The sequence below is a fragment of the Pseudomonas sp. GL-B-12 genome (assembly GCF_019955895.1).
GTDB lineage: Bacteria > Pseudomonadota > Gammaproteobacteria > Pseudomonadales > Pseudomonadaceae > Aquipseudomonas.
In genome coordinates, this window is record NZ_JAHBCX010000017.1 from 50,010 (window position 1) to 71,806 (window position 21,797).

Genomic DNA, 21,797 nt, shown 5'->3' on the forward strand with positions numbered 1-21,797 from the left:
GATTCAGAACTGCGCCGCATCCAGCGAGTAGAGGCTGTCGCTACCGGCTTTGACCGAAGTGCTCAGTGAGTGGATGCGCGGTAGCAGGCGGGCGAAGTAGAAGCGTGCGGTGCCCAGTTTGCTGGCGTAAAAGTCATCGTCGGTCTGTTTGCCCAGGGCCGCTTTGGCCATCAGGGCCCACATGTAGGCATAGGTGGTGTAGCCGAATACCTGCAGGTACTCGACTGAGGCCGCGCCGATTTCATTCGGGTTGCCCTGGGCCCGGTCGAGCAGCCACGCCGTCAGTTCGTCGAGGGTGTCCATGGCGGCGTTCAACGGTTGGGTGAACTCGCCAAGCTCTGCGCTGGCGTTGGCGGTGAAGTGGCGAACTTCAGCGGCAAACAAACGGTAGAGCGCCCCGCCGCTGCCGACGATCTTGCGCCCGGCCAGGTCCAGGGACTGGATACCATTGGTGCCTTCGTAAATCTGGGTAATGCGCACATCGCGCACCAACTGCTCCTGGCCCCACTCGCGGATGTAGCCATGGCCGCCGAAAATCATCTGCCCGTGCAGGGTGGTTTCCAGGCCCATGTCGGTAAGAAACGCCTTGGCGATCGGGGTCAGCAAGGCCACCAACTCTTGGGCGCGGGTACGCGCCGTCGGGTCTTCACTGTACTTGGCGGTGTCCAGTTGCAGGGCCACGTAGCTGGAAAACGCCCGCCCGCCCTCGTTCAAGGCTTTCATGGTCAACAGCATGCGCCGCACGTCCGGATGCACGATGATCGGGTCGGCGGCCTGATCCTGGTGCTGCGCACCGGTTGGCGCACGGCTCTGCAGACGATCACGGGCATACTCGACGGCGCTCTGGTACGAGCGTTCGCCCTGCGCCAGGCCCTGGATACCCACGCCCAGGCGTTCGTAGTTCATCATGGTGAACATCGCCGCCAGGCCCTTGTTCGGTGCGTCGACGATCCAGCCCGTCGCCCCGTCAAAGTTCATCACGCAGGTGGCGGACGCCTTGATGCCCATCTTGTGTTCGATGGAACCGCAGGACAGCGAATTACGCTCGCCCAGCGAACCGTCGTCATTGACCAGCACTTTCGGCACCAGGAACAGCGAAATGCCTTTGGGCCCCGCGGGTGCATCCGGCAGTCGCGCCAGCACCAGGTGGATGATGTTCCCGGTCAGATCGTGTTCGCCACCGGTGATGAAAATCTTGCTCCCGCTGACCTTGTAGCTACCGTCGGACTGGGGCTCGGCCCGGGTGCGAATCAGCCCCAGGTCAGTGCCGGCATGGGCCTCGGTCAGGCACATGGAGCCGCTCCAGACCCCGGCATACATATTGGGCAGGTACTTCTTTTTCAGGCCTTCGCTGGCATGCGCATCGAGCGACAGGCAGGCACCGGCGGTCAGCATCGGGTACTGGCCGAACGACAGGTTGGCCGAGGTGACCATTTCCTCGACCTGGGCGCAGATCACCTTGGGCATGCCCATGCCACCGAACTGCAGGTTGCCACCGACACCGACCCAACCGCCGTCGGCGAAGGCTTGATAGGCCTCGGCAAAACCCTCCGGGACTTTCACTGTGCCATTGTTCCAGGAGCAACCTTGCTCGTCGCCACTGCGGCGCAGCGGTGCGATGCTGCCAGCACTGATCTTGCCGGCCTCTTCGAGGATGGCGGCAGCCGTTGCTTCGTCGACTGCCTCGGCCAGACCGGGCAGTTGTGCCCAGAGCCTGGACACCTCGAGGACTTCATTGAGTACGAAGCGCATGTCGCGCAATGGGGCTTTGTAATCAGACATGGTGGGCTTGCTCGGTCAATGTGAGGGCATGAGGCATGCCTGTTTTTTGCGGATGGCCGGTCTCACTGACGGGCAGCAGCGACTCATGCACCACTGGCTCATCCGAGGCCGTACGACGGTTCAGCGAGGGCCCGCGCAACAGGAAGTACGACAGAGCGGGAATGAGGATCAGCGCGCCGAGCATGTTCCACAGGAACATGAAGGTCAGCAGGATACCCATGTCGGCCTGGAACTTGATCGGCGACCAGACCCAGCACACCACCCCGGCAGCCAGGGTGATGCCCACCAGCCCGACCACCCGACCGGTGAACGACACCGCTTTTCGGTAGGCATCCGCCAGCGACAGACCCTGGCGCTGGTGGTACAGCTGAACGCTGAGCAAATACAGCGCGTAATCCACACCGATCCCGACGCCGAGGGCGATCACCGGCAGGGTCGCGACTTTCACGCCGATGCCCATCACCACCATCAAGGCTTCGCAGAGGATCGAGGTCAGCACCAGCGGCAACAGGGCCACCAGCGTGGCGCGCCAGCTACGGAAGGTGATCAGGCAGAACAGCGTCACCGCGGCATACACGTAAAACAGCATGGTGCGGTTGGCTTCGCGCACCACGATGTTGGTCGCGGCCTCGATGCCGGCACTACCGGCGGCCAGCAGAAACTGACGATCCTTGGTGCTGTTTTCCTTGGCGAACTTGTCGGCAATCGCCACCACCGCGTCCAGCGTCTCAGCCTTGTGGTCAGTGAGAAAGGCAATCACCGGCATCAGCGAGCAGTCGTTGTTGAACAACTCAGGCGAGTTGACCGAGGCTTGTTGCGCGGCATAGTTCAGCACGTCCTGGTTGCGCTGGATGCTGTTGAGCTTGGGATTGCCTTCATAGGTGCCGGCCGTAATCTGGCGCACCGCGTTGACCAGCGAAGACGTCGCCTGCACGCCCGGATACTGTTGCAGCTCCCAGGCCAGACGGTCGGCGAGGACCAGTGTCTGGTAGTTCAGGCAGCCTTCCGGCGCCGTCTTGATCATCACCGCGAACATATCGCTGGACAGTGCGTAGTGGCTGGTGATGTAGGCGTTGTCGCGGTTATAGCGCGAATCGGCACGCAACTCCGGCGCCCCGCTGTCGAGGTCGCCGATTTTCAGTTGCAGGCTGATCATGAAGCCGCCGATGCCCATCAGCGTGGCCACCAATACCGCCCCCGTGGCCCACTTGCGCGTGGTGAAGCGATCGAGCGCGTCCCACAGTTTGCCGAAGCCTTTGTGCTTCTCTGCACGAGTGTCGATTTTCAGCGCACGCTCGGCGGCCTTGGCGCCGACACCGATGTAAGACAGCGCCACCGGCATCAGCAGCAAGGAGGTAAAAATCAGCACCGCGACGCCAATGCTGGCGGTGATCGCCAGATCCTGGATCACCGGGATATCGATCAGCATCAGCACGGCGAAACCCACGGCGTCGGCCAGCAGCGCGGTGACGCCGGCAATGAACAGGCGGCGAAAGGTGTAGCGCGCGGCAATCAGTTTATGGGTGCCACGGGCGATGTCCTGCATGATGCCGTTCATCTTCTGTGCGGCGTGGGACACGCCGATGGCGAAGATCAGGAACGGCACCAGCACCGAGTACGGATCGATGGCATAACCCAGCCAGGCGACGATGCCCAATTGCCAGACCACCGCGATCAGCGAGCAGCCGACCACCAGCAGGGTGCTGCGCACGCAACGGGTGTAGGCATAGATAATCAACAGCGACGTGACGACCGCCAGACCGAAGAACATCATCACCTGGATCAGGCCGTCGATCAGGTCGCCCATCAGTTTGGCGAAACCGATCACCCGCACCTTGTACTGGCCCGTGCCCTCTGCCCCGGCCTTGCGCGCCGCACTGTCACCGGCGAACTCGATCTTGTCGCGCAGCTGTTCTTCGAGTAACCGCGAGAACTGGTGGTAGTTGATGCTCTGGCCAGTGGCCGAGGCCTTGTCCAGCAATGGCACGATCAGCATGCTCGACTTGTAGTCGCTGGCCACCAGGCTGCCGACGATGCCGGCGCGAGAAATGTTCTGGCGCAACTGTTCGATTTGCTCAGGCTTGCCCTGGTAGGCGTCGGGCATCACCGGCCCACCCTGGAAGCCTTCCTGAGTGACTTCGGTCCAGCGCACCCCTGGGCTCCATAGCGACTTCATCCAGGAGCGGTCGACTCCTTCAGTGAGGAACAACTGGTCGTTGACCTGCTTGAGTACGTCCAGGTAACCGGGGTCGAAAATATCGCCCTGGGTGTTTTCGACCACCACCCGCACCGAGTTGCCCAGGCCGCGCAGCGACTGGCGGTTCTCCAGGAAATTCTGGATGTACGGCTGGCTCTGCGGAATCATCTTCTCGAAGCTGGGCCGCAGTTCCAGACGGGTCAGCGCCATGTAGCCCAGCACCACGGTGGCCAGCGCCATCAGCAGCATGAACAGCGGGCGGAAGTTGAACACCAGCCGCTCCAGCCGGTTGCCAGAGCACCGATCGAAGTCACGCAGCTCGCGGATCACCGGCATGGCGTCTTGTTTGATATTGCCCATGTCTGGGTTCTCGCTCTTAAGGTTCGAGGGCTGGGTCGACGGACAACGTCCGCGCACCACGGCTGCCGGCCAGCACCAAGGCACCAGCGGCGGACTGGGTGGCGCCGGCTATCGGCGTCGGTGCCGGTTGCTGCACCAGATGCAGTTGCGCGCCAGTGCCCTGGCTGACCAGCATCTGCCCACCCTGGGTGAACAGGCGGTAATGACCACGGGCATCAATCAGGCCGGCGGTGATGCTGACGTGCAGGCTGGTGTCCAGCGCGGTCCAGTTCTGGCCGCCATCGGTGCTGCGCAGCACATTGCCGCGCAAGCCGTAGACCAGCACTTCGCCAGGCTTGCCGAGCACGCCGAAGAAGCTGCCCTGATAAGGCGTTGGCACGGCGGCGAAGCGTTGGGCGCTGTCGTCCCATTTGAGCAACAGGCCTTGCTCGCCGGCGATGTACAAACCGTCGCCGGTGGAGGCGATGGCGTTGAGGTGGAAACCCTGGGGGTTGTCGGTGCGGTCCTGGAATGGGGTCCAGGTCAGGCCACCATCGTCGGTGCGCAGGATCAGGTTGAACACCCCGACCACATAGCCGGTTTTGTCGTTGGCGAACCACACATCGAGGAACGGCTTGTCGGCGCCCTGCTCGACCAGGCGCTGACCCTCGGCGACCAGCAACGGCCACTGCTCGTTGGCCGGCTGGGCACTGGCCAGCGCTTCATAATGCTTGACCAGCAAGGCGCCGATCTGACGACCATCGAGCTGCTTGTGCCAGGTGGTGCCGGCATCGCTGCTGTGCAGCACGACACCGTCGTTACCGACCGCCCAGCCCTGTTTCGCGGAAGGAAAAAACACCGCTGTCAGATCGCTGCTCAGCGGAACGCTGGCCTGCAGCCACTGCTTGCCAGCGTCATCGGAGTAAAGAATATGGCCACGCTGGCCAACGGTGACCAGGCGCTCACCGGCGCGAGCGATGCCGATCAAGGGGCTACGCACGGCCAAGGGACTCGGCTTGGCTGGCAGATCCAGCACATCGGCATAACCGGCCGCCTGAGCGACACCCTGCGATAACGCCAGCATCGAGCACAGCAGCGCCAGCACGAAATTTTTCAAGGAACCCATACCGCACCTTCTAGGAAAACGGCACCGGAAAGCACACGAGGTACAGCCCGGCGTCGGAGTCGGCAACCCAGGACGAACGACGCTCAGGCCGTCCATCTTCCAGTCACTCTGCCGGGGGATCTCTACCGATCGCCCCGGACTGTTATCGCCTGACGCTTAGCGGATGCCGGACGCTGCCAGCGCATCCGGAGCCCACTGCGCCTTCGACAGAGACTCGATGTACTTGATGCCGCCGTACGCGCCCGTGATGCCGTTGATGTTGTAGGAACCGCCCACCAGGTCGTAGATCATGAAAGGCGAGACATCGGGGATGTTTTTGTCGTAACTCTGGCTGAGGAAGGCGAAGGAGCCACGGTAGAGCTTGCCGCTGGAGTCATACTGGTCAGAAGCCAAAGCGATCCAGCTGTCTTCATCCAGGTACATGCGGCGCTTCTGGTAGATGTGCCGCGCGCCGGATTTGAGCGTGCCTTCCACCACCCAGACGCGGTGTTTCTCCCAGCGCACAAAGTCAGATGCGATGTGGTTGGGGGTCGTCAGTTGCTTGGCGTCCACAGCGTAAGTCAGCTTGTAGGTGTTGTAGGGCACGACCATTTCCTGCTTGCCCACCAGCTTCCAGTCGAAGCGGTCCAACGCGCCGTTGAACACGAACACGTCGTCGTAAGTACCGGCACCGCCCGTACCAGGGTTAGGCGTGTCATAGGCCAAGTCCGGCGCCAGCTTCACTCGACGCTGGCCAGGCAGGTACTGCCAGCTGCGGCGTGGCTGCTCCAATGGGTTGGCAGTGTCCTTGAGCATGATTGCCTCTCCCGCACGGCGCGCGGGACCGGTGTAATACAGCTTCATCTGAAAGAACACGTCAGTGCTCTTGAACGGCTTCGACATGTCGTCGTAGATCGGATAGTTCGAGAACGACAGCGCCGTGGTGGACAGTGTCGGTACACCCGCCGAGTCAACATTCCAGGAGTCATATTTGACATTGCGATTGCCCCCTACGCGCAGCAGGTGGTTCCACATGGCTTCACTGCCCGAGGTCGGGATCGGGAACGGCACGCCGGGCAGCAAGTTATCGATGGACAGACCGCCATTGATGGACTGGGTACCGGTGGCATTTTTCACGCTGTTGTCCAGCACTGCCTGAGGCAGGGCGACAGTGCGATGGGTCGGATACACATTGATGTGGTAAGTGGGATAGCGCCTGGCAAGCTCTGCCGTGGTGGCGGTCAACTGGCTCTTGTACTGGTCAACGTTCTTGCCATCGATGACCAACAGCGGCTTCTCGTCGGCAAACGGGTCCGGACGCATGCCGTCGCCCGCCTTGAAGCCGGCTGGCGGGGTGGTCAGGCCGCCTTTGTAGGCAGGAATCGAACCATCGGCATTAGCTGCCATCTCGGCGCCCACATTGGTCAGGCTGGTGCCCAACCTGGCTGCTTCCTGAGCCGATACAGCCGCTTGGGCCTGACCGGCAATGACAGCCGCCAGGGAAGCTGCCAACACGCTATTTAGCAATTTCATCTGAATTCTCTCCACTTGTTTTTGTGATCTGAGCGTCAATCAGAAGGTGGTTTTGAACGAGGCCGTGAGCATCCCGCGATCCTTCAGCAGCGGCGCCAGGCCTGCCTGCGAAGTGATCTGGCCGGGAATGCAGCGGTACTGCCCACTACTGCCGGGGGTGTTGTTATCGAGCCCGGTTTCACAGGTATTGAAAGGACCAAAAGAATCCACGTACTTCAGGTCGAATTTGTACTTTTGATAGACGTCCGCGGCGATGCCTACGGAGTAGCTGCCGGCGTTCTCGCTGCCACCCAACTGGACAGCCGAGTTGCCCTTGAGGCCGACGTTGTAGGAGACGGGCATGGACATATCGACACCCGGGAATACCTGGAACCAGGTCGGGGTGAAGTTGGTCGCGATGGAGTAGGCATTGGTGTCGACTTTGTCGATGCCCCGGTAGCTGGAATTGCCCTTGAAGGACTGCTCGCCCTTGTCGACGCTGACCAGATGAGTCATGGAACCTTCTACAGCCAGCGAGGACGAGTCCCACAACGGGGTATTGCCGAAACTCACCAGGCCATTGAGTACCACGTGGAAAGTCTTGCCACGGGCCGTTCCGGTGTCACCTCTGCCCGGCACGGCACCGATAAGGTTGTCGCCGTTGACCAGCCCCTGCGCAGCCTGTGCACTCAAGGTCGGGTTGATGGTGGTGAAATTGCTCAGCAGCGGCATGTTCTCGCGATAGTTCACATCAAGCCCGACGCTGACCGGACCCACATTTTTCGACAGGCTGATGCCGTAGATGTCGATGTCATCGGCATAAGCGGCCAGGTATTCGGCACCCGCGAGCCCCGGCAGACCTGGCTGTTGCAGGTTGGGCGCATTGACCAGCACCACTGGCATCGGGTCCGAGGTGTTGCGGTAGTAGAAGCCCAAGGTGCCGTCCAGCCACTCCGGACTCCACTTGGCCATCAGCCCGAAGTCGCCGGAGTTGTTTGGCTTGACGTCATGCCCGCGCGGCGTACCGAAAAAAGCACCGGCCCCGTTCAGCGCCGTCGGTACCGGCAGCCAGAACACCTCCCCACCTTCGCCGAACATGTCGTAGCCGCCCATATAGGTCCCACCCTCAGGCAGACGGGTGTTGCGGAACTCCAGGAAGTACTGCGCGCCCAGGGTCAGTTCTGGATTGACGGTGAACGACATGGAAAGCTGGTTGCGCGGGAGGAACAGTTCCTTGGTTTCGGTGCCCGGCACGTTGTACAACTTGGCCAGGTCCAGGGCCGACTGACCGTAGTTGATGCCGTTGGCCGCGTTGAACAGGGTCTCGCCCCAGAACATGTTGTGCCTGCCGAGCTTGCTGCTGAACATCGACTCCTCGCCGACCTCGGTGCTGTAGAACACAAAGGCATCAAGGATCTCACCGGAGGGGCCGTTGTAATAACGGTCGCTGTAGTTGCTCAGCCCATGCTTGCGTGCAACGTGGCCGTTCAGCGAGTCGCCAGGCTGAATAGAGCCGGACTGACGAGCCGCAACCAGGTTACCCGCATTGCCCGCCTGCCCTGGAAAAGGGTTGGAGTTGGAACCGACATCGTCATAGGCATGGTCATACCAGCTCGCGGCGCTGACACGAAAACCCATCTTCCGTTGGTAGACCACATCGAGCTCGGTCAGCAGATCGACCCGCTGGGTCACAGCACTGCCGACGCTGAAGTTTTTGTCGCCGTCGTTATAGTTGGCGGCGTTGGCAATCTTCGAATTCTGACCTTGCACCCGTTGACCGTAACTGGCCTTGAGGGTGTTATCGAAGCGCACGGCCCAATCTTCACTGCCATTGTTCAGTTCAAAGGCATAGGCAGCCGGCATGGAAGCGAGCAGCGTGGCGGTAGCCAGCAGACTGCGACGCAGAGGGCTCTGCCCTGTCGTGGTGTGCATTACGTTGTCTCCGTTTTTTGTTGTTTTTGTTTTTTGGCTCTAACAACGGCCCACATCAGGTCCTGGCGGTGATGCGAGCTTCTTCAGGTGGTTTTATTCAGGTGCTTGCGTCTAGCGATCCAGCGTGCGGATAAAGTCTTCGGCCTGCGGCCACTCGCCGTATCCGGCTGCTGGATTGAGATGGCCTACGGCACCGAGGTTGACCAGTTCGCTGCCCCAGTGACGGGCCATTTGGGTCACCGACTCCAGGCTCGCAAGGTGGTCGTTGGTACTGGCCGCGACGATCGCAGGGAATGGCAGAGGCCCTTTTGGCAGCGGATCCCAGCCATTGGCCCGCAGGCTCTCGGAGGTCGGATAACCTATTGGCCATTTGGCCTCAAGGTCAGGCGGTGCGGCCAACAAGGCGCCCTTGATCGGGCGGTCATGACGGGCGGCCCAGTGCACCACCATCAGCACACCGGCACTGTGAGCCACCAGGATCACCGGGCCGGAAATCTTCTCCAGCTCGTGCTGGATCGCGTCCACTCGTGCCGCCAGACTGAGCTTGTTGTCTTCCAGTGGCGGTACTGAGCGAACCTTGTCCAACCTGGTTGCCAGCAGCGTTTGCCAATGTGCCGGCACATGATCGCGCAAGCCCGGAACTATCAAAATCGTGGTGTCATTCATCGCGCTATTCACCCTTGAACAATCCATCGAGCGGGTCCGCCAATATTTCGAACCCTGCCAGCAGCACAGTAGGATTCGCCTTGTCGGAGCGGGTTACATTTAGCGTCAGCCACTTCCCTTTTGATGACAGCGCCTCAGAATCGACCCGACAGCTTTACGACGCCAAGCGCTTTTCATTTCACGGCCAAGCCTCTATAACTGGCAGGCAACTGCGACAGCGAGATCTCATTTGTCACAACATGGAATGTATCCACGCCATGCCCGTACAAGCACGAACCGCCGTACTGACCAATTACCTGGATGTGGCTCGCCATCTACGGCTGAACGCGATCACCCTGTTAGCCGAAGTGGGCTTGAGCCCTGCGCTTTTGAGTGATCCGAGTCAACGCATCCCGGCCACCGCCAGCATCATCCTGCTGGAGAAGTCGGCGCGCCTGAGTGGTTGTGAAACCCTCGGCCTGCGCATGGCCGAGCTGCGTCAACTCGCGGACTTTGGTGAAGTGAGTCTGCTGCTCAGTCACCAGAACACGCTGCGCGATGCGCTGAATGTGATCGTGCACTATCGTCAGCAGATCAATGAGTCACTGGCGATCTACATTGAGGAAACTGGTAGTACGGTGATCATTCGCGAAGAACTGGTTACCGACATGGGCACCAACAATCGCCAATCCATCGAATTGGCCATCGCCGTGATGCACCGCTTTTGCGCAGCCCTGCTCGGCGCGCACTGGCACCCGATCAATGTCTGTTTCTCCCATGAAGCTCCGACAGACCTGTCCGTGCATCGACGGATCTTCGGCTGCAAGGTGGAGTTCGGCTGCGAGTTCAACGGCATCGTTTGTCATGCCGCCAACCTCGACACCGCCAACCCTCTGGCCAATGCGGCCATGGCCCGTCACGCGCAGCGCTACATGGATTCGCTGCTGGGCAAAAACGACCACTCCGTGGCATTCGACGTGCGCAAATCCATTTACATGTTGCTCCCCATGGGTCGCGCCACCATTGCGCAGATCGCCCAGAGCCTGGGTATGAACGTACGCACCCTGCAGCGCCGCCTGGACGAAGAAGGGGCCAGCTTCAGTGAGTTGATCAGTAGCGTGCGCCGCGACCTGGTGGTTCGCTACCTGGAGAACCCCGGGTACTCGCTGGGACGGATCGCCGACATGCTCGGCTACTCCATGCCCAATTCATTCACGCGCTGGTTCATTTCCCAGTTCAACATGCCGCCAGCCGCCTGGCGCAGTGAGCGCAAGATCGTGCCGCGCAAAGACAGCTGATGCGCCCCGCAGCAAAAAAAAACGGTCATCTGCTGGAACAGACGACCGTAAATGGAGCACTTGCGGGGTACGACACTTGACTCACGTTCGCGCTGTCCAGTGAGTCGCGCAATCCTCGATAGCGCGTAGGTTTACAAACCCCAGCGCATCAGTAACAGCACCAGAGCAATCAGGAAGACCGTCTCCCCCACCATCAGCAGGATGGGCTTGATACCCACCGCGGCAAGCTCCTTGAGCCGGGTCTTCATGCCCAGGGCGCTAATGGCGATGACCAGGCACCAGCGCGACAGTTCGTTGGTCAATCCCTGCACTGCCGGGACGACCCAGCCAGTACTGTTGACGCACGCGAGAATCAGGAAGCCCACGGCGAACCAGGGTAGCAACGGCGGTCGTTTACCCGTCGGATCGACGCCCTGCGTACGGGAAATCATCGCTGCGCAAACGATCACCGGCAGGAGCATGGCCACTCGCATCAACTTGACCACAGTGGCGGTATCGCCAGTCTCGGTAGACATGCTGTAGCCGGCACCCACCACCTGGGCAACGTCGTGAATGGTGGCGCCGAGGAACACCCCGGCCAACTGGGGATTCAGCTCGAGCCAGTTGGCGATCATCGGGTAGACGATCATGGCCAGGGTCGACAGTGCCGACACGCCAATTACGGTGAACAGCGTGGCGCGCTCTTTCTGCGGATGGTTGGGAAAAGACGCCGCCAGCGCTAGCGCCGCGGAGGCACCGCAAATGGCCGTAGCGCCACCGGTGAGCATGCCGAACAGACGCTGGAACCCCATGGCCTTGGCCGCCACCATCGAGACGAGGATGGTCACCACGACCGAGATCACCACCAGGGCCGCCGGTTTCCAGCCCAGCGCGGCGATCTGTTCGAGGGTGATACGCATGCCCAGCAACGCTACGCCGATGCGTAGCACGGTTCGTGAGGTGAACTCGATACCGGCCTTGCACTTGCCGTCGCTGGCGAGAAAATTCAGTGCCATACCGAGCAGCAGCGCGAACAGCATGACCGGCGCACCATAGTGCTCGGATAGAAAACTCGCCGCTGCAGCAACTATCAGGCTGACGATAAAACCGGGGAGCCGTTCTTGTACGCGGCCATGGACATAGGCCAGAGCAATGGCACTCATAACGCGGTCTCCCTGGAAGTGATGACAATGAACACTTGGCCGTCGACCACCTCGACCGGGTAGTTGGCAACCTTCACGCTGTTTGAATTGAGCAGGTAGCCGCTCGCCAGGTCGAAGCGCAGGCCATGGGCACAGCACTGGATCACCCGGCCCTCAAGTCGGCCACCGCACAGTGAAGCCCCCTGATGCGGACAGCTGTCGTCGATGGCGTAGAGCTGGCCGGCGACATTGAACAATGCCAGGCTGCTGCCCGCCGGCTCGAACAGCGTGCGCATGCCAAGTGCCGGGACTTTCTCGGGCGGCACCGCAATGCGCCGGCTCATGCCGATTGACTCCCGGTCACGTCTTGCGCAAGGGCTTGGTGCATGGCCTGCAACAGCACCTCGGCCGACTGCGCACCGGACACCACCTGGCGCCGGTTGAAGATGAAATAAGGCACCCCCCGGGCGCCCATCCCGTCATCATCGAAGGGGCAGCGAGCACCCAGCAGACAGTCGGCCAGGGCCGCGCGCGGATAGCCACAGGACTCGGCGATCGCCAACAGGGTGGCACTGTCTGCGAGGTCCTTGCCGCGATGAAAATAGGCGGCGAACAGCTGCTCCAGCAAGGCGTCACGCTGCGCCACGCTCCCCAGTTCAGTGGCGCACTCCAACAGCCGATGGGCATCGGCGGTATTGGGCATCGTCTTGATGCTACTGAAGTCGATGCTCAAGCCTACGGCGGCTGCGGCCTGCCGGACTTGCGCCTGGCGTGCTTGCACGGCCTCGGCACTGCCCAGGCGCTTTTGGTAGAACTCGACAAAAGGCACACCCTGCGCCGGCAGGTGCGGCAGCAACTGCACGCCATGCCAGACTAGCTCCAACTCGATCTCCGGGTGGCTGGCGCGCAACTTCGCGAGTGCGCGATTGAGCTGACGCTTGCCGATCAGGCACCAGGGGCAAATGAAGTCGAAGAACGCATCAACACGCAATACCCTCGTCACGGCGACACCTCCATCACCGCTTTAGCGGGCGCTTGATCGACCGCCTCACCCTGCACACGGGCCATGTCATCGAGATAGTGACAGCGGATATAGAAGAACACCGCCGCTGCCGCAATGCTCATCAGCGGTACCAGCTGGAAGGCCCCGTGCAGTCCGATAAGATCGGACACCCTGCCGGTGACGAAAGGCCCCGGGGCCAGGCCGAGCATATTATTGACCAGGGTCAGGGTGGCAAAAGCGGTGCCGTGCACCTTGTAGTGAGTCAGGTTCGCAATCGTGGCAATGGTCGGGCCGTTGGTGCCCGTCACGAACAACATGGCCAGGCCGATCAGCCCCAACTGGACAGGACCGACCGACTGAACCAAAGCCAGCGACATCAGCAGGCAACTGCCCAGGCAGAACACCATGGAAATCTCGATCTTGCGCAGCGGCGATTGACGGCACAGGCGATCACTGAGCATGCCGCAGAGAATCGCCCCGGTACCGCAGCACAGCACCATGACGCCTGCCATGGCACCGGCCTTGCCCTCGCTCATCCCGTAGTAGCGGTTGAAATAGCTCGGCATCCACACAATCATGCTACCGGCAACGAATGTCTGCAGGCCGCTGGCGATATACGCGGCAATAACCGAACGGGTGCCGTACAGGGTGCGCAGCGGACGCTTGACCGCCACTTTAGTCTTGCTCCCGACTTCGGCGAGGCGCTGCGGGGCAATTCGCGCTTCCTTGACGATGATCGGGTAAAGCGCCGCCAGCAGCAGGCCAAACAGCGCCATACTGGCGAACGACCAACGCCACCCCAGCTTGACGGCTACCGCCCCGCCGATGGATATGCCCAACACCGAGCCAAACATGGCGCCCGCCATGAAGGCACTGGCGAGGGTCGCACGCATGTTCTTGGGGAACACCGACACCACCACGGCAATGCCGACGCTACCGTAGGCAGCCTCGCCGACACCCACCATGAAGCGCGCAATCAACATCTCCTGATAGTTCTGTGCCAGGGCACAGCCCAGGGTGGCCAGGCTCCACAGCAAGGCCATCAGCGCCAGACTCTTGACCCGGCCAAAGCGGTCGGCCAGCATCGACAGGGGAATAGTGAGCAGGCCAACCATCAGGGCGACAATACCGCTCAGCAGACCGAGTTGGCCGTCGCTCAGCGTCCACTCGTTCTTGAGAATCGGGAACACGGCATTGAGTACCTGCCGTGACATGTAATCGGAAATCAACAAGCCAAAGGTCAGCACAAACACAATCCAGGCGTACCGTCGCGGAATGCCAATCGAAGTATCCATTTCATCGGCCACTGTACTGTGGTGAATCGCCATGCTGCCTCCTCGGTGTCTAGCACCCGTTTTGTTATTGTTTTTGGTCTTGCTCACGCGTTCAGGTGGGTAAGGGCAGAACGCCACTGGCTTCCTGCCCCGCCATCTGGATTACCCGCGCTGTGGTACGCCCTTCTGACTCGGCTTGCGGTTCGGTGCCATGCCGTTGGCCAACAGGGTTTCTTCAACAGTCTTGTATTGCACACCGATACGGTAGATGTCGCGCGCCTCTTTACCGGTGGCGATTTCACGCCCCAGCTCGTGAGCGATACGCACCGTCTGCTTGACCTGCTCTACGGAAGAGAAGCGCTTGCCGTGTTGATCGATAATGGTGTCTTCATTACCGAGCCGTGGGTGCAAGCCCATGGCCAGGGCAATGGTGTTAAGTGGCAGGACGTTCTTGAGCAGCGACTCGGCAGTCAAGGTACAACGATCCGGTACGCGATTGATGAAGTTCATCAGGTTCATCGGGTTCGGGCCGTCGAAACCACCGCCAATGCCGATCCAGGTCAGGTTCAAAGGGCCCTTGTAGATGCCCTTGCGCACCAGGCGCTCGAGGGTTTCGTAGGCATGAATGCCGGTCAGCTGGAAGTGCGGCTGGATATTGCTGGCTTGCAGGCGCTTGAGGTGTTCGGCGACCCAGGCAGGACCTGCCGGTACGGTCATTTCGCTATACGCGGCATTGGTCACCGGATCAAGCAGGGAGGTGCCTTCAATGCCTTGCGGGAACAGCAGCTCCGCGATATTCATCTGAATGGTGTTGATGGCGATGGTGACCTGATCCGGCTTCGGCGTCAGCTCCGCCAGCATGTGCCGGGTATCATCGGAGAGCCACAGGGCTTCCGCGCCTTCGCCTTCAGGGGCAAAGGAAATCGAGCCGCCGACCTGGATGATCATGTCCGGCACGGCTTCACGCACACCGGCGATCAACTCGTTGAACTTGGACAGGCGCTTGGAGCCTTTACCGTCCAGTTCGCGCACATGCAAGTGCAGCACAGTGGCGCCTGCTTCATAGCAGTCGACAGCCGCCTGCACGTGCTCGTCCATGGTCATCGGAATGTCTTCAGGGAAGTCTCCCGGCATCCACTGTGGGGCGTAAGGGGCGACAGTAATCACCACTTTTTCCATGTTTTCCGGGTGCAGGGAATCGTCGAAAAACTGCATGCTTATCTCCTGTTTTTATTGTGGCCCGCCCGACGGACTGTACGGAGCGAGCGCTGGCACGGGTGTCGGTGAGGTTGCTCAGTAGGTCTTTTCGCCAATGATCCCGGCACGCTCCATCTTGCGATGGCAGGGTGGGTAATCCATCACGGCGTAGTGCTGAGTGCTGCGGTTGTCCCAGATGGCGATGCTGTTAGGCTTCCAGCGCCAGCGCACCTGATACTCCGGAATGTGGGCCTGGCTGGTCAGGTGACGCAGTAGCTCGGACGAGCCCTGGGTGAAATCCTGGCCGACACGCACACGTTCGGCCGTGTGGAAGTTGGTGAAGTGAGTCGTGAAGGAATTGACGAACAGCACCTTCTCGCCAGTCTCTGGATGAGTGCGCACCACGGGGTGCTCAGCGTCCGGGTACTGGGCCTTGAGCGCCAGGCGCCGTTCGATCGGCATCGCCGCACCGAAGGTCGCCTCGATGCTATGACGGGCACGAAGGCCTTCGATCTTCGCTTTTATCTCGTCTGGCAGATGCTTGTAAGCCTCCACCATGTTGGCCCACATGGTGTCACCACCAACTGGTGGGCACTCCAGGCATCGCAGCACGCTGCCCATCGGCGGCGCCTCGCGCCAGGTGGCGTCGGTGTGCCAGGAGTTCTCGTAACGGTCGATCGGGCTGTCCGGACTCTTGTAGACCTGGACCAGGCCAGGATAATCCGGGTGGCTGCCGATGACCGGGTGATCCTCCAGTTCGCCGAAGCGTTGGGCAAAGGCCACATGCTCGGCGCGACCGATGTCCTGGTCGCGCAAAAACAGCACGCGATGCTTGAGCAACTGGACGCGGATCTCGGCGAACAGGCCGTCGTCATGGACGGCATCGGCAAGGTTGACGCCCGTCAGCTCTGCGCCAATGCTGCAGGTGAGTTGTTCGACTTGCATGGCGGCAGACCTCCTCAGATGACGAAAATCGATGAGCCAGTGGTCTTGCGCGACTCCAGATCACGGTGAGCCTGCACGGCGTCCTGCAAGCAGTAATGCTGGTTGATCCCGATCTTGATCTTGCCGCTCCCGACCAGGCCGAACAGCTCACCGGCCAGGTCAGCCTTTTCTGCCGGGTCGGCGATGTAATCTGCCAGTGCCGGACGCGTCATGAACAGCGAGCCTTTCATCGCCAGCTGCGCTGGACTGAAGGGAGGAATCGGACCGGATGCAGTACCGACGCAGACCATCAGGCCACGACGCTTGAGAGAGTCCAGCGAGCCCTCGAACGTGCTCTTGCCAACGCTATCGAACACCACGTTGACACCCACGCCGTCGGTCAACTCACGCACGCGCCTGGCCACATCCTCATGACTGTAATTGATCACATGGTCGCAACCATGGGCACGGGCGAGCTCAGCCTTGGCCTCGCTGGACACGGTGCCGATCACCTTCAGGCCTTGCAGCTTGGCCCACTGCGAGACGATCAGGCCGACACCACCGGCGGCAGCGTGCAGCAGGATGCTGTCACCGGCCTTGAAGTCATAGATGCGACGCATCAGATACGCCGAGGTAAGCCCGCGCATGGTCATGGCCGCCGCTGTCTCGAAAGAGATGTTTTCCGGCAGCTTGATCAACGGCGCAGCCGGGATCAGGCGCTCGGTGCTGTAGGCGCCGAGGGTGTTGGTAAAGCCGGTATAGGTGACCCGATCCCCGACCACCACATTGCTCACGCCCTCGCCCACCGTCTCCACCACACCGGCGGCTTCAACGCCGATGCCATTGGGCATCGGGATCGGGTAAGTGCCATTGCGAAAGTAGGTGTCGGCATAGTTGAGGCCGACCGCTACGTGGCGAAGTCGAACCTCACCAGGACCAGGGTCGCCAACCTCGACCTCTTCAAAACGAAGAACCTCGGGACCACCGGTTTCATAAAATCGTACGACTTGAGCCATGCTTTTTTTCTCCAATCAGCGTTCTGGGTGCACTGCGGCGATTACGTTGACTGGAATGTAAGCTGCAGGCTTTCCGAACGCGTCTCATCAAACGACAGCGCCGTCACATTTGATGACAAACGGCGTCATTGGGCACCTTCCTCCCCCGGTGACTTCCCTATCTGCATATTTGACTCAGGCGTGGCGCTCGACAGCGGCGGCTTCACCGACTGGAGGCTGGCCTGACCAGCCACCTGTACGCATGCCGCATCAGAACAGGTCGTCGTTCTCATCCAGGGGTGATGATTGACGCGCGCATTCTCGTAGCCAGTTCATGAAAACCAGCAATCGCTTGGGAACAGTACCGAGCGGTGGGTGAACCAGATAATAATCGTAGTGGCCTGAGCGGCTGAATTCAGCGAGCGGCAGAACGAGCTCGCCGCGATCAACTCGCTTCTGCACAAGCTGTTGACGGCCAATCGCAATGCCGGCGTGGTTCATGGCCGCTGTCACACTCAAATCAGAGCGATCGAAGGTCAAGCTACGCTTGGGAAGTGCCGCGAGCAGGTTGTGTTGCTCTGCCCAAAGCGTCCACTCGGCATCATAAGCCGCATGATCCCAGGCCAGGGAGTCATGCAAGGTTGTGCAGTACCTCAGGTTGTCCGGGTTCTCCTCCAGGCGATGGCGTCGCGCATAGTCAGGACTGCACACGGGGGCCAGCCGTTCGCGCATCAACCGATGGCTCGTCAGCCCGGGAAACTCGCCATTGGCGTAGTACAGGGCCAGGTCAATTTTACGGGTTCGAAAATCGACATTGTCATTGCCTGACCGCAGGTCCAGTGACACCAGAGGATAACGCTCAATAAAGTCAGCCAGCCTCGGAACCAGCCAGCATTGGGCGATGGAAGGCCTTACATAGAGCGCGATCGAGCCGGCAATTTCCGCCTGTGACGATTGCTCCAGTGCCTCGGACAACTCTCCCATCGCATTCTGGAGTATTTCGAAGATACGCTCGCCTTCGTCGGTCAGGCTGACCTGCCGGGTCAGACGCTGGAACAGTTTCATCGATAACGCGGCTTCCAGCCGACTTATACGGTGGCTCACGGCGCTTGCAGTCAAACACAGTTCCTGCGCCGCACGGGTGAAGCTCAGATGACGAGCGGCAACCAAAAAGGTGTGAAGGTTCGCGAACTGGCTGCTGTTGAGCCTGGAGCTGATACGAGGAGGAAGGTTGAGCACGACAGTTTCCCTCAAACCCAAAAGCCGCTTTGCGTTGTACGCCTTTGCAGCGGTCAAACGTACCGAATGTGGCAAGACGTTCATCTTGCCACATTCGGTTTACGCTTAAATCGGCGATAACTCTGTCGAGGCTTGGCCATTGCGCTCCATTCAGGCCCGATCAGCCGTTGGCGAGCAATTCACGACCCTTGGCCAGATAAGCGTCCATCTCGTCGCAAGGCACCATATTGCCGCCCGTTGCCCACACCAGATGGGTGGCTTGCGTCATGGCCTGGCTGTCCAGGTGCGCGCGAGCCAGGTAGCCCTGCCGGTCGGCATGGACTCTGGCAATGCCGGGCACACCGGCGAGCGCGGATGGCTCCAGGCGCACACCTTCGCTGCGCTCCATCAGTGCCAGCAAACTGTACATTTCCTCGTCGCTGACCGTGTAGAAACCGTCAAGCAAGCGCTGCATGGCCTTGCCGACAAAACCTGAAGCGCGTCCGACGGCGAGGCCGTCAGCAGCCGTCACGTTGTCAATGCCGAAGTCTTGCACGCTCACTTCGTCGTGCAGGCCGGTATAGACGCCCAGCATCATGCATGGCGAGTGTGTGGGCTCGGCGAAGATGCAATGGACAGCATCGCCAAAGGCCAGCTTCAGGCCGAAGGCCACGCCGCCAGGCGCGCCACCTACCCCACAGGGCAGATAGACAAACAATGGATGTTGCGCATCCACGGTGATGCCAGCCGCTGCCAATTGCTTTTTCAGGCGCTCGGCAGCCACCGAGTAGCCCAGGAACAGGTTGACCGAGTTTTCATCGTCCACAAAATGGCAGGCTGGATCGGACTCCGCTTGTTGGCGGCCTTGCGCAACGGCCACGCTGTAATCGGAGGAGTACTCAACAACGGTAACGCCGTGTGAGCGTAACTTGTCTTTCTTCCATTGCCGCGCATCCGCCGACATATGCACGGTCACCTGGAAACCCAATGCCGCCCCCATGATGCCGATGGACATGCCAAGGTTGCCGGTCGAGCCGACGGCTATTTTGTATTGGCCGAAAAAGGCCCGCGCCTTATCGCTGTCCAGCACCGCGTAGTCGTCGTCAAGCGACAACAGATTCGCGGCCAACGCCAGGTCTTCGGCATGCTTGAGCACCTCATAGATACCACCGCGCGCCTTGATCGAGCCCGAAATCGGCAGATGGCTGTCCCGCTTGAGCCACAGCGCCCCTTCCAGTGCCTGACCATAGCGCTCGCCAAGCAACTGCTGCAGTTGAGGCACGGGCAGAATGTCCGACTCGATAATGCCGCCACTGCATTGCGTTTCCGGAAACGCTCGCTGCAGGTAAGAAGCAAAACGCGCCAGTCGCGCGCTGGCATCGGCGACGTCTTCGGCCGTCAACCCCACATCGCCAATCGATTCCGCGACCGGCGCCACGGCAGGGTTGAACCAAGTGGTTTCTTGCAGCGCGACCAGATCGCGAATCAAAGGATAACTGGTGTACCAGCTTTCAAGGGGTCTTCCCAAAATCATGACGTGGTCCCTTTAAATAATCAGGATGAAAATACGGGTGAGATCAAACGAATTGCGACAGCAGCAGGGTCAGCCCCAGCGCAATCAATGAAGCCAGTACGGTGGCCGAGGTGAACTTCTTCAACGCATCGGCTAGCGAGACACCCAGGTACTCCTTGACCACCCAGAAGGCAGAGTCCGTCACATGGGTCCAGCCAATGGCGCCGGCACCGATGGCAATGCAGATAATTTCCTTACTCACGGTTGGATGAGCGCTCAGCATCGGCATCACCATGCCGGCGGCACTGATCATTGCCACCGTCGCTGAACCGACGGCGAAGTGCATCAAGCCTGCCACCAACCACGCCAGGACGATGGGATTCATGTTCAATTGCGTCAACGAACCGGACAGCGCGTTACCCACGCCGCTGTCGACCAGGATGCCGTTGAATGCCCCACCGGCACCGATGATCAGCAGAATGCTGGCCAGCGCAGGAAAGCTCTTCTGAGTGTGCTTGAGCAAGTCAGGCATGGATAAGCCGCGGCGCAAACCCAGTGCCCAGTAAGCGAACACCACAGCAATGGACAGTGCTATCAGCGGCGTCCCCAGGAACGAAACGATGCTGAAGAGCACGGAGTCATGGGGCAGTCCGGCTGCAAGACTTTTGCCGACCATCAGCAGAAGTGGCAACAGGATGGTCAGCAGCGTCAAGCCAAGGCCTGGCAAGTCCCGGGTCGCGCTGTCAACGCAATGTTCTTCCAGAAAAGCCTCTTGAGCGTCAGGCGCTTCACTCTTGCAGACCAACTTGATCCACAGCGGCCCGGCAATGATGGCGGTAGGCAGCGCGATAATGAGGCCATACACGATAACCTTGCCGACATCGGCTCCCAGCAGCCCGGTGATGGCCATGGCGGCAGGGTGCGGGGGCAACATGCAATGAACCGCCATCAGCGATACGGCCAAGGGCACGCCCAGGTACAGAAGGTTGATCCGGGTCTCTTTGGCGACCACATAGATCAGGGGAATCAGCAGAACGAATCCAACCTCGAAGAACACAGGTATGCCCGCGATAAACCCTACAAGCATCATGGCCCATGAGGCACGCTCTTTACCCAGGGCGCTCAATAGCGTCTGGGCAATGCGCTCCGCGCCACCGGACTCTTCAAGCATCTTGCCGAGTATGCCGCCAAGGCCAATGATCGTTGCCAGGAACCCGAGTGTTCCACCGACACCTTTTTCATATGAAGAGACAATTTGCGCCAGTGGCATGCCTGAACCGATGCCGACCACAAAGCTCGCTGCGGTCAAGGCCAGGAATGCATGGACACGAACTTTGACGATGAGAAAAACGATCAGAATGATGGCGCAAAACAACACCAGCAAAAGAGTGGGACCACTGTGCATACAATCTCCTGAAGAGCTTTTATTGTTGAAATGAGTGATCTGGGCCACTCAGCTTTTCGGCATTAGAGAGTGCGACACAGGGACCTGACAAAGGATGGATTTTCAAGGGATGGATGACATGAGGTCATCTATGGTGAGTGTGTGGCGTGAAGCGATGAAAGTTCGCGCCTCACCTTCCATGAAGTCGCTTGGGAGTCTTCAAAATGATGCCGTAATAGTGGCATCTCTCGCTAATAGCCAACGCAGACACGTACTCGCCCTCAAAACCCCTCCTGGCCAACGGGATAAGTAGCTAGCTATTTGTTAATGAAAGTCTGAAGTATTCATTTGAACTTTC

17 protein-coding genes are annotated in these 21,797 nt (G+C 60.2%); 1 reads left to right on the forward strand and 16 read right to left on the reverse strand.

Features of this window, described 5'->3' with window-relative positions:
• Positions 1-3: 3 nt before the first annotated feature.
• The 6 genes from KGA85_RS10865 to KGA85_RS10890 all read right to left on the reverse strand — a co-directional run bounded on the left by KGA85_RS10865 (position 4) and on the right by KGA85_RS10890 (position 9,533).
• Entirely contained in the window at positions 4-1,782 is a 1,779-nt protein-coding gene (locus tag KGA85_RS10865) for an acyl-CoA dehydrogenase C-terminal domain-containing protein (RefSeq protein WP_223454590.1), read from the reverse strand.
• Positions 1,775-4,339, reverse strand: a complete 2,565-nt coding sequence (locus tag KGA85_RS10870) for an efflux RND transporter permease subunit (RefSeq protein WP_223454592.1) — start codon at positions 4,337-4,339, stop codon at positions 1,775-1,777. The genes KGA85_RS10865 and KGA85_RS10870 overlap by 8 nt, the downstream gene beginning before the upstream one ends.
• A 16-nt stretch (positions 4,340-4,355) precedes the next feature.
• Entirely contained in the window at positions 4,356-5,444 is a 1,089-nt protein-coding gene (locus KGA85_RS10875; protein ID WP_223454594.1) for a WD40/YVTN/BNR-like repeat-containing protein, read from the reverse strand.
• Between the two features lie 156 nt (positions 5,445-5,600).
• Positions 5,601-6,956, reverse strand: a complete 1,356-nt coding sequence (locus KGA85_RS10880) for a DUF1329 domain-containing protein (protein WP_223454596.1) — start codon at positions 6,954-6,956, stop codon at positions 5,601-5,603.
• Between the two features lie 39 nt (positions 6,957-6,995).
• Positions 6,996-8,867, reverse strand: coding sequence for a DUF1302 domain-containing protein (locus tag KGA85_RS10885; protein ID WP_223531931.1), 1,872 nt, complete (start codon positions 8,865-8,867; stop codon positions 6,996-6,998).
• Between the two features lie 111 nt (positions 8,868-8,978).
• Positions 8,979-9,533 (reverse strand): RBBP9/YdeN family alpha/beta hydrolase, encoded by a 555-nt coding sequence (locus tag KGA85_RS10890; RefSeq protein WP_223454600.1) that lies wholly within the window; start codon positions 9,531-9,533, stop codon positions 8,979-8,981.
• A gap of 257 nt (positions 9,534-9,790) precedes the next feature.
• Here KGA85_RS10890 and KGA85_RS10895 point away from each other — a divergent pair, with 257 nt between their 5' ends.
• Complete coding sequence (locus tag KGA85_RS10895; RefSeq protein WP_223443402.1) at positions 9,791-10,810, forward strand: AraC family transcriptional regulator; 1,020 nt, start codon at positions 9,791-9,793, stop codon at positions 10,808-10,810.
• Between the two features lie 131 nt (positions 10,811-10,941).
• On the opposite strand, the gene KGA85_RS10900 is transcribed toward KGA85_RS10895, so the two are convergent.
• The 10 genes from KGA85_RS10900 to KGA85_RS10945 form a co-directional block, all read right to left on the reverse strand.
• Entirely contained in the window at positions 10,942-11,952 is a 1,011-nt protein-coding gene (locus tag KGA85_RS10900) for a YeiH family protein (RefSeq protein WP_223443405.1), read from the reverse strand.
• Positions 11,949-12,275: a Rieske (2Fe-2S) protein gene (locus KGA85_RS10905; RefSeq protein ID WP_223454601.1), complete on the reverse strand. Its 327-nt coding sequence runs from the start codon at positions 12,273-12,275 to the stop codon at positions 11,949-11,951. The genes KGA85_RS10900 and KGA85_RS10905 overlap by 4 nt, the downstream gene beginning before the upstream one ends.
• On the reverse strand, positions 12,272-12,934 hold the full coding sequence (locus tag KGA85_RS10910) for a DsbA family oxidoreductase (protein WP_223454603.1): 663 nt from the start codon (positions 12,932-12,934) through the stop codon (positions 12,272-12,274). The genes KGA85_RS10905 and KGA85_RS10910 overlap by 4 nt, the downstream gene beginning before the upstream one ends.
• Entirely contained in the window at positions 12,931-14,262 is a 1,332-nt protein-coding gene (locus KGA85_RS10915) for an MFS transporter (RefSeq protein WP_223454605.1), read from the reverse strand. The genes KGA85_RS10910 and KGA85_RS10915 overlap by 4 nt, the downstream gene beginning before the upstream one ends.
• A gap of 108 nt (positions 14,263-14,370) precedes the next feature.
• Entirely contained in the window at positions 14,371-15,423 is a 1,053-nt protein-coding gene (locus tag KGA85_RS10920) for a 3-keto-5-aminohexanoate cleavage protein (protein ID WP_223454606.1), read from the reverse strand.
• A 78-nt stretch (positions 15,424-15,501) separates the two neighbouring features.
• Complete coding sequence (locus KGA85_RS10925) at positions 15,502-16,350, reverse strand: TauD/TfdA dioxygenase family protein (protein ID WP_223454608.1); 849 nt, start codon at positions 16,348-16,350, stop codon at positions 15,502-15,504.
• A 14-nt stretch (positions 16,351-16,364) separates the two neighbouring features.
• A complete protein-coding gene (locus KGA85_RS10930; RefSeq protein WP_223454610.1) occupies positions 16,365-17,345 on the reverse strand; it encodes a quinone oxidoreductase family protein in 981 nt (326 codons plus the stop codon).
• A 249-nt stretch (positions 17,346-17,594) separates the two neighbouring features.
• On the reverse strand, positions 17,595-18,563 hold the full coding sequence (dsdC, locus tag KGA85_RS10935) for a DNA-binding transcriptional regulator DsdC (protein ID WP_223454660.1): 969 nt from the start codon (positions 18,561-18,563) through the stop codon (positions 17,595-17,597).
• Between the two features lie 160 nt (positions 18,564-18,723).
• A complete protein-coding gene (gene dsdA / locus KGA85_RS10940) occupies positions 18,724-20,076 on the reverse strand; it encodes a D-serine ammonia-lyase (protein ID WP_223454611.1) in 1,353 nt (450 codons plus the stop codon).
• A gap of 43 nt (positions 20,077-20,119) precedes the next feature.
• Entirely contained in the window at positions 20,120-21,460 is a 1,341-nt protein-coding gene (locus KGA85_RS10945) for a gluconate:H+ symporter (protein ID WP_223454613.1), read from the reverse strand.
• Between the last annotated feature and the right edge of the window lie 337 nt (positions 21,461-21,797).

Excerpts from the sequence above, each read along its gene's own strand:
- KGA85_RS10895 (WP_223443402.1), top strand. The coding sequence starts at position 9,791 with ATGCCCGTACAAGCACGAACCGCCGTACTGACCAATTACCTGGATGTG.
- KGA85_RS10885 (WP_223531931.1), bottom strand. The coding sequence starts at position 8,867 with ATGCACACCACGACAGGGCAGAGCCCTCTGCGTCGCAGTCTGCTGGCT.
- KGA85_RS10925 (WP_223454608.1), bottom strand. The coding sequence starts at position 16,350 with ATGCAAGTCGAACAACTCACCTGCAGCATTGGCGCAGAGCTGACGGGC.
- KGA85_RS10870 (WP_223454592.1), bottom strand. The coding sequence starts at position 4,339 with ATGGGCAATATCAAACAAGACGCCATGCCGGTGATCCGCGAGCTGCGT.
- KGA85_RS10880 (WP_223454596.1), bottom strand. The coding sequence starts at position 6,956 with ATGAAATTGCTAAATAGCGTGTTGGCAGCTTCCCTGGCGGCTGTCATT.
- KGA85_RS10905 (WP_223454601.1), bottom strand. The coding sequence starts at position 12,275 with ATGAGCCGGCGCATTGCGGTGCCGCCCGAGAAAGTCCCGGCACTTGGC.
- dsdA (WP_223454611.1), bottom strand. The coding sequence starts at position 20,076 with ATGATTTTGGGAAGACCCCTTGAAAGCTGGTACACCAGTTATCCTTTG.
- KGA85_RS10890 (WP_223454600.1), bottom strand. The coding sequence starts at position 9,533 with ATGAATGACACCACGATTTTGATAGTTCCGGGCTTGCGCGATCATGTG.
- KGA85_RS10900 (WP_223443405.1), bottom strand. The coding sequence starts at position 11,952 with ATGAGTGCCATTGCTCTGGCCTATGTCCATGGCCGCGTACAAGAACGG.
- KGA85_RS10875 (WP_223454594.1), bottom strand. The coding sequence starts at position 5,444 with ATGGGTTCCTTGAAAAATTTCGTGCTGGCGCTGCTGTGCTCGATGCTG.
- KGA85_RS10920 (WP_223454606.1), bottom strand. The coding sequence starts at position 15,423 with ATGCAGTTTTTCGACGATTCCCTGCACCCGGAAAACATGGAAAAAGTG.
- KGA85_RS10945 (WP_223454613.1), bottom strand. The coding sequence starts at position 21,460 with ATGCACAGTGGTCCCACTCTTTTGCTGGTGTTGTTTTGCGCCATCATT.
- KGA85_RS10915 (WP_223454605.1), bottom strand. The coding sequence starts at position 14,262 with ATGGCGATTCACCACAGTACAGTGGCCGATGAAATGGATACTTCGATT.
- KGA85_RS10930 (WP_223454610.1), bottom strand. The coding sequence starts at position 17,345 with ATGGCTCAAGTCGTACGATTTTATGAAACCGGTGGTCCCGAGGTTCTT.
- KGA85_RS10865 (WP_223454590.1), bottom strand. The coding sequence starts at position 1,782 with ATGTCTGATTACAAAGCCCCATTGCGCGACATGCGCTTCGTACTCAAT.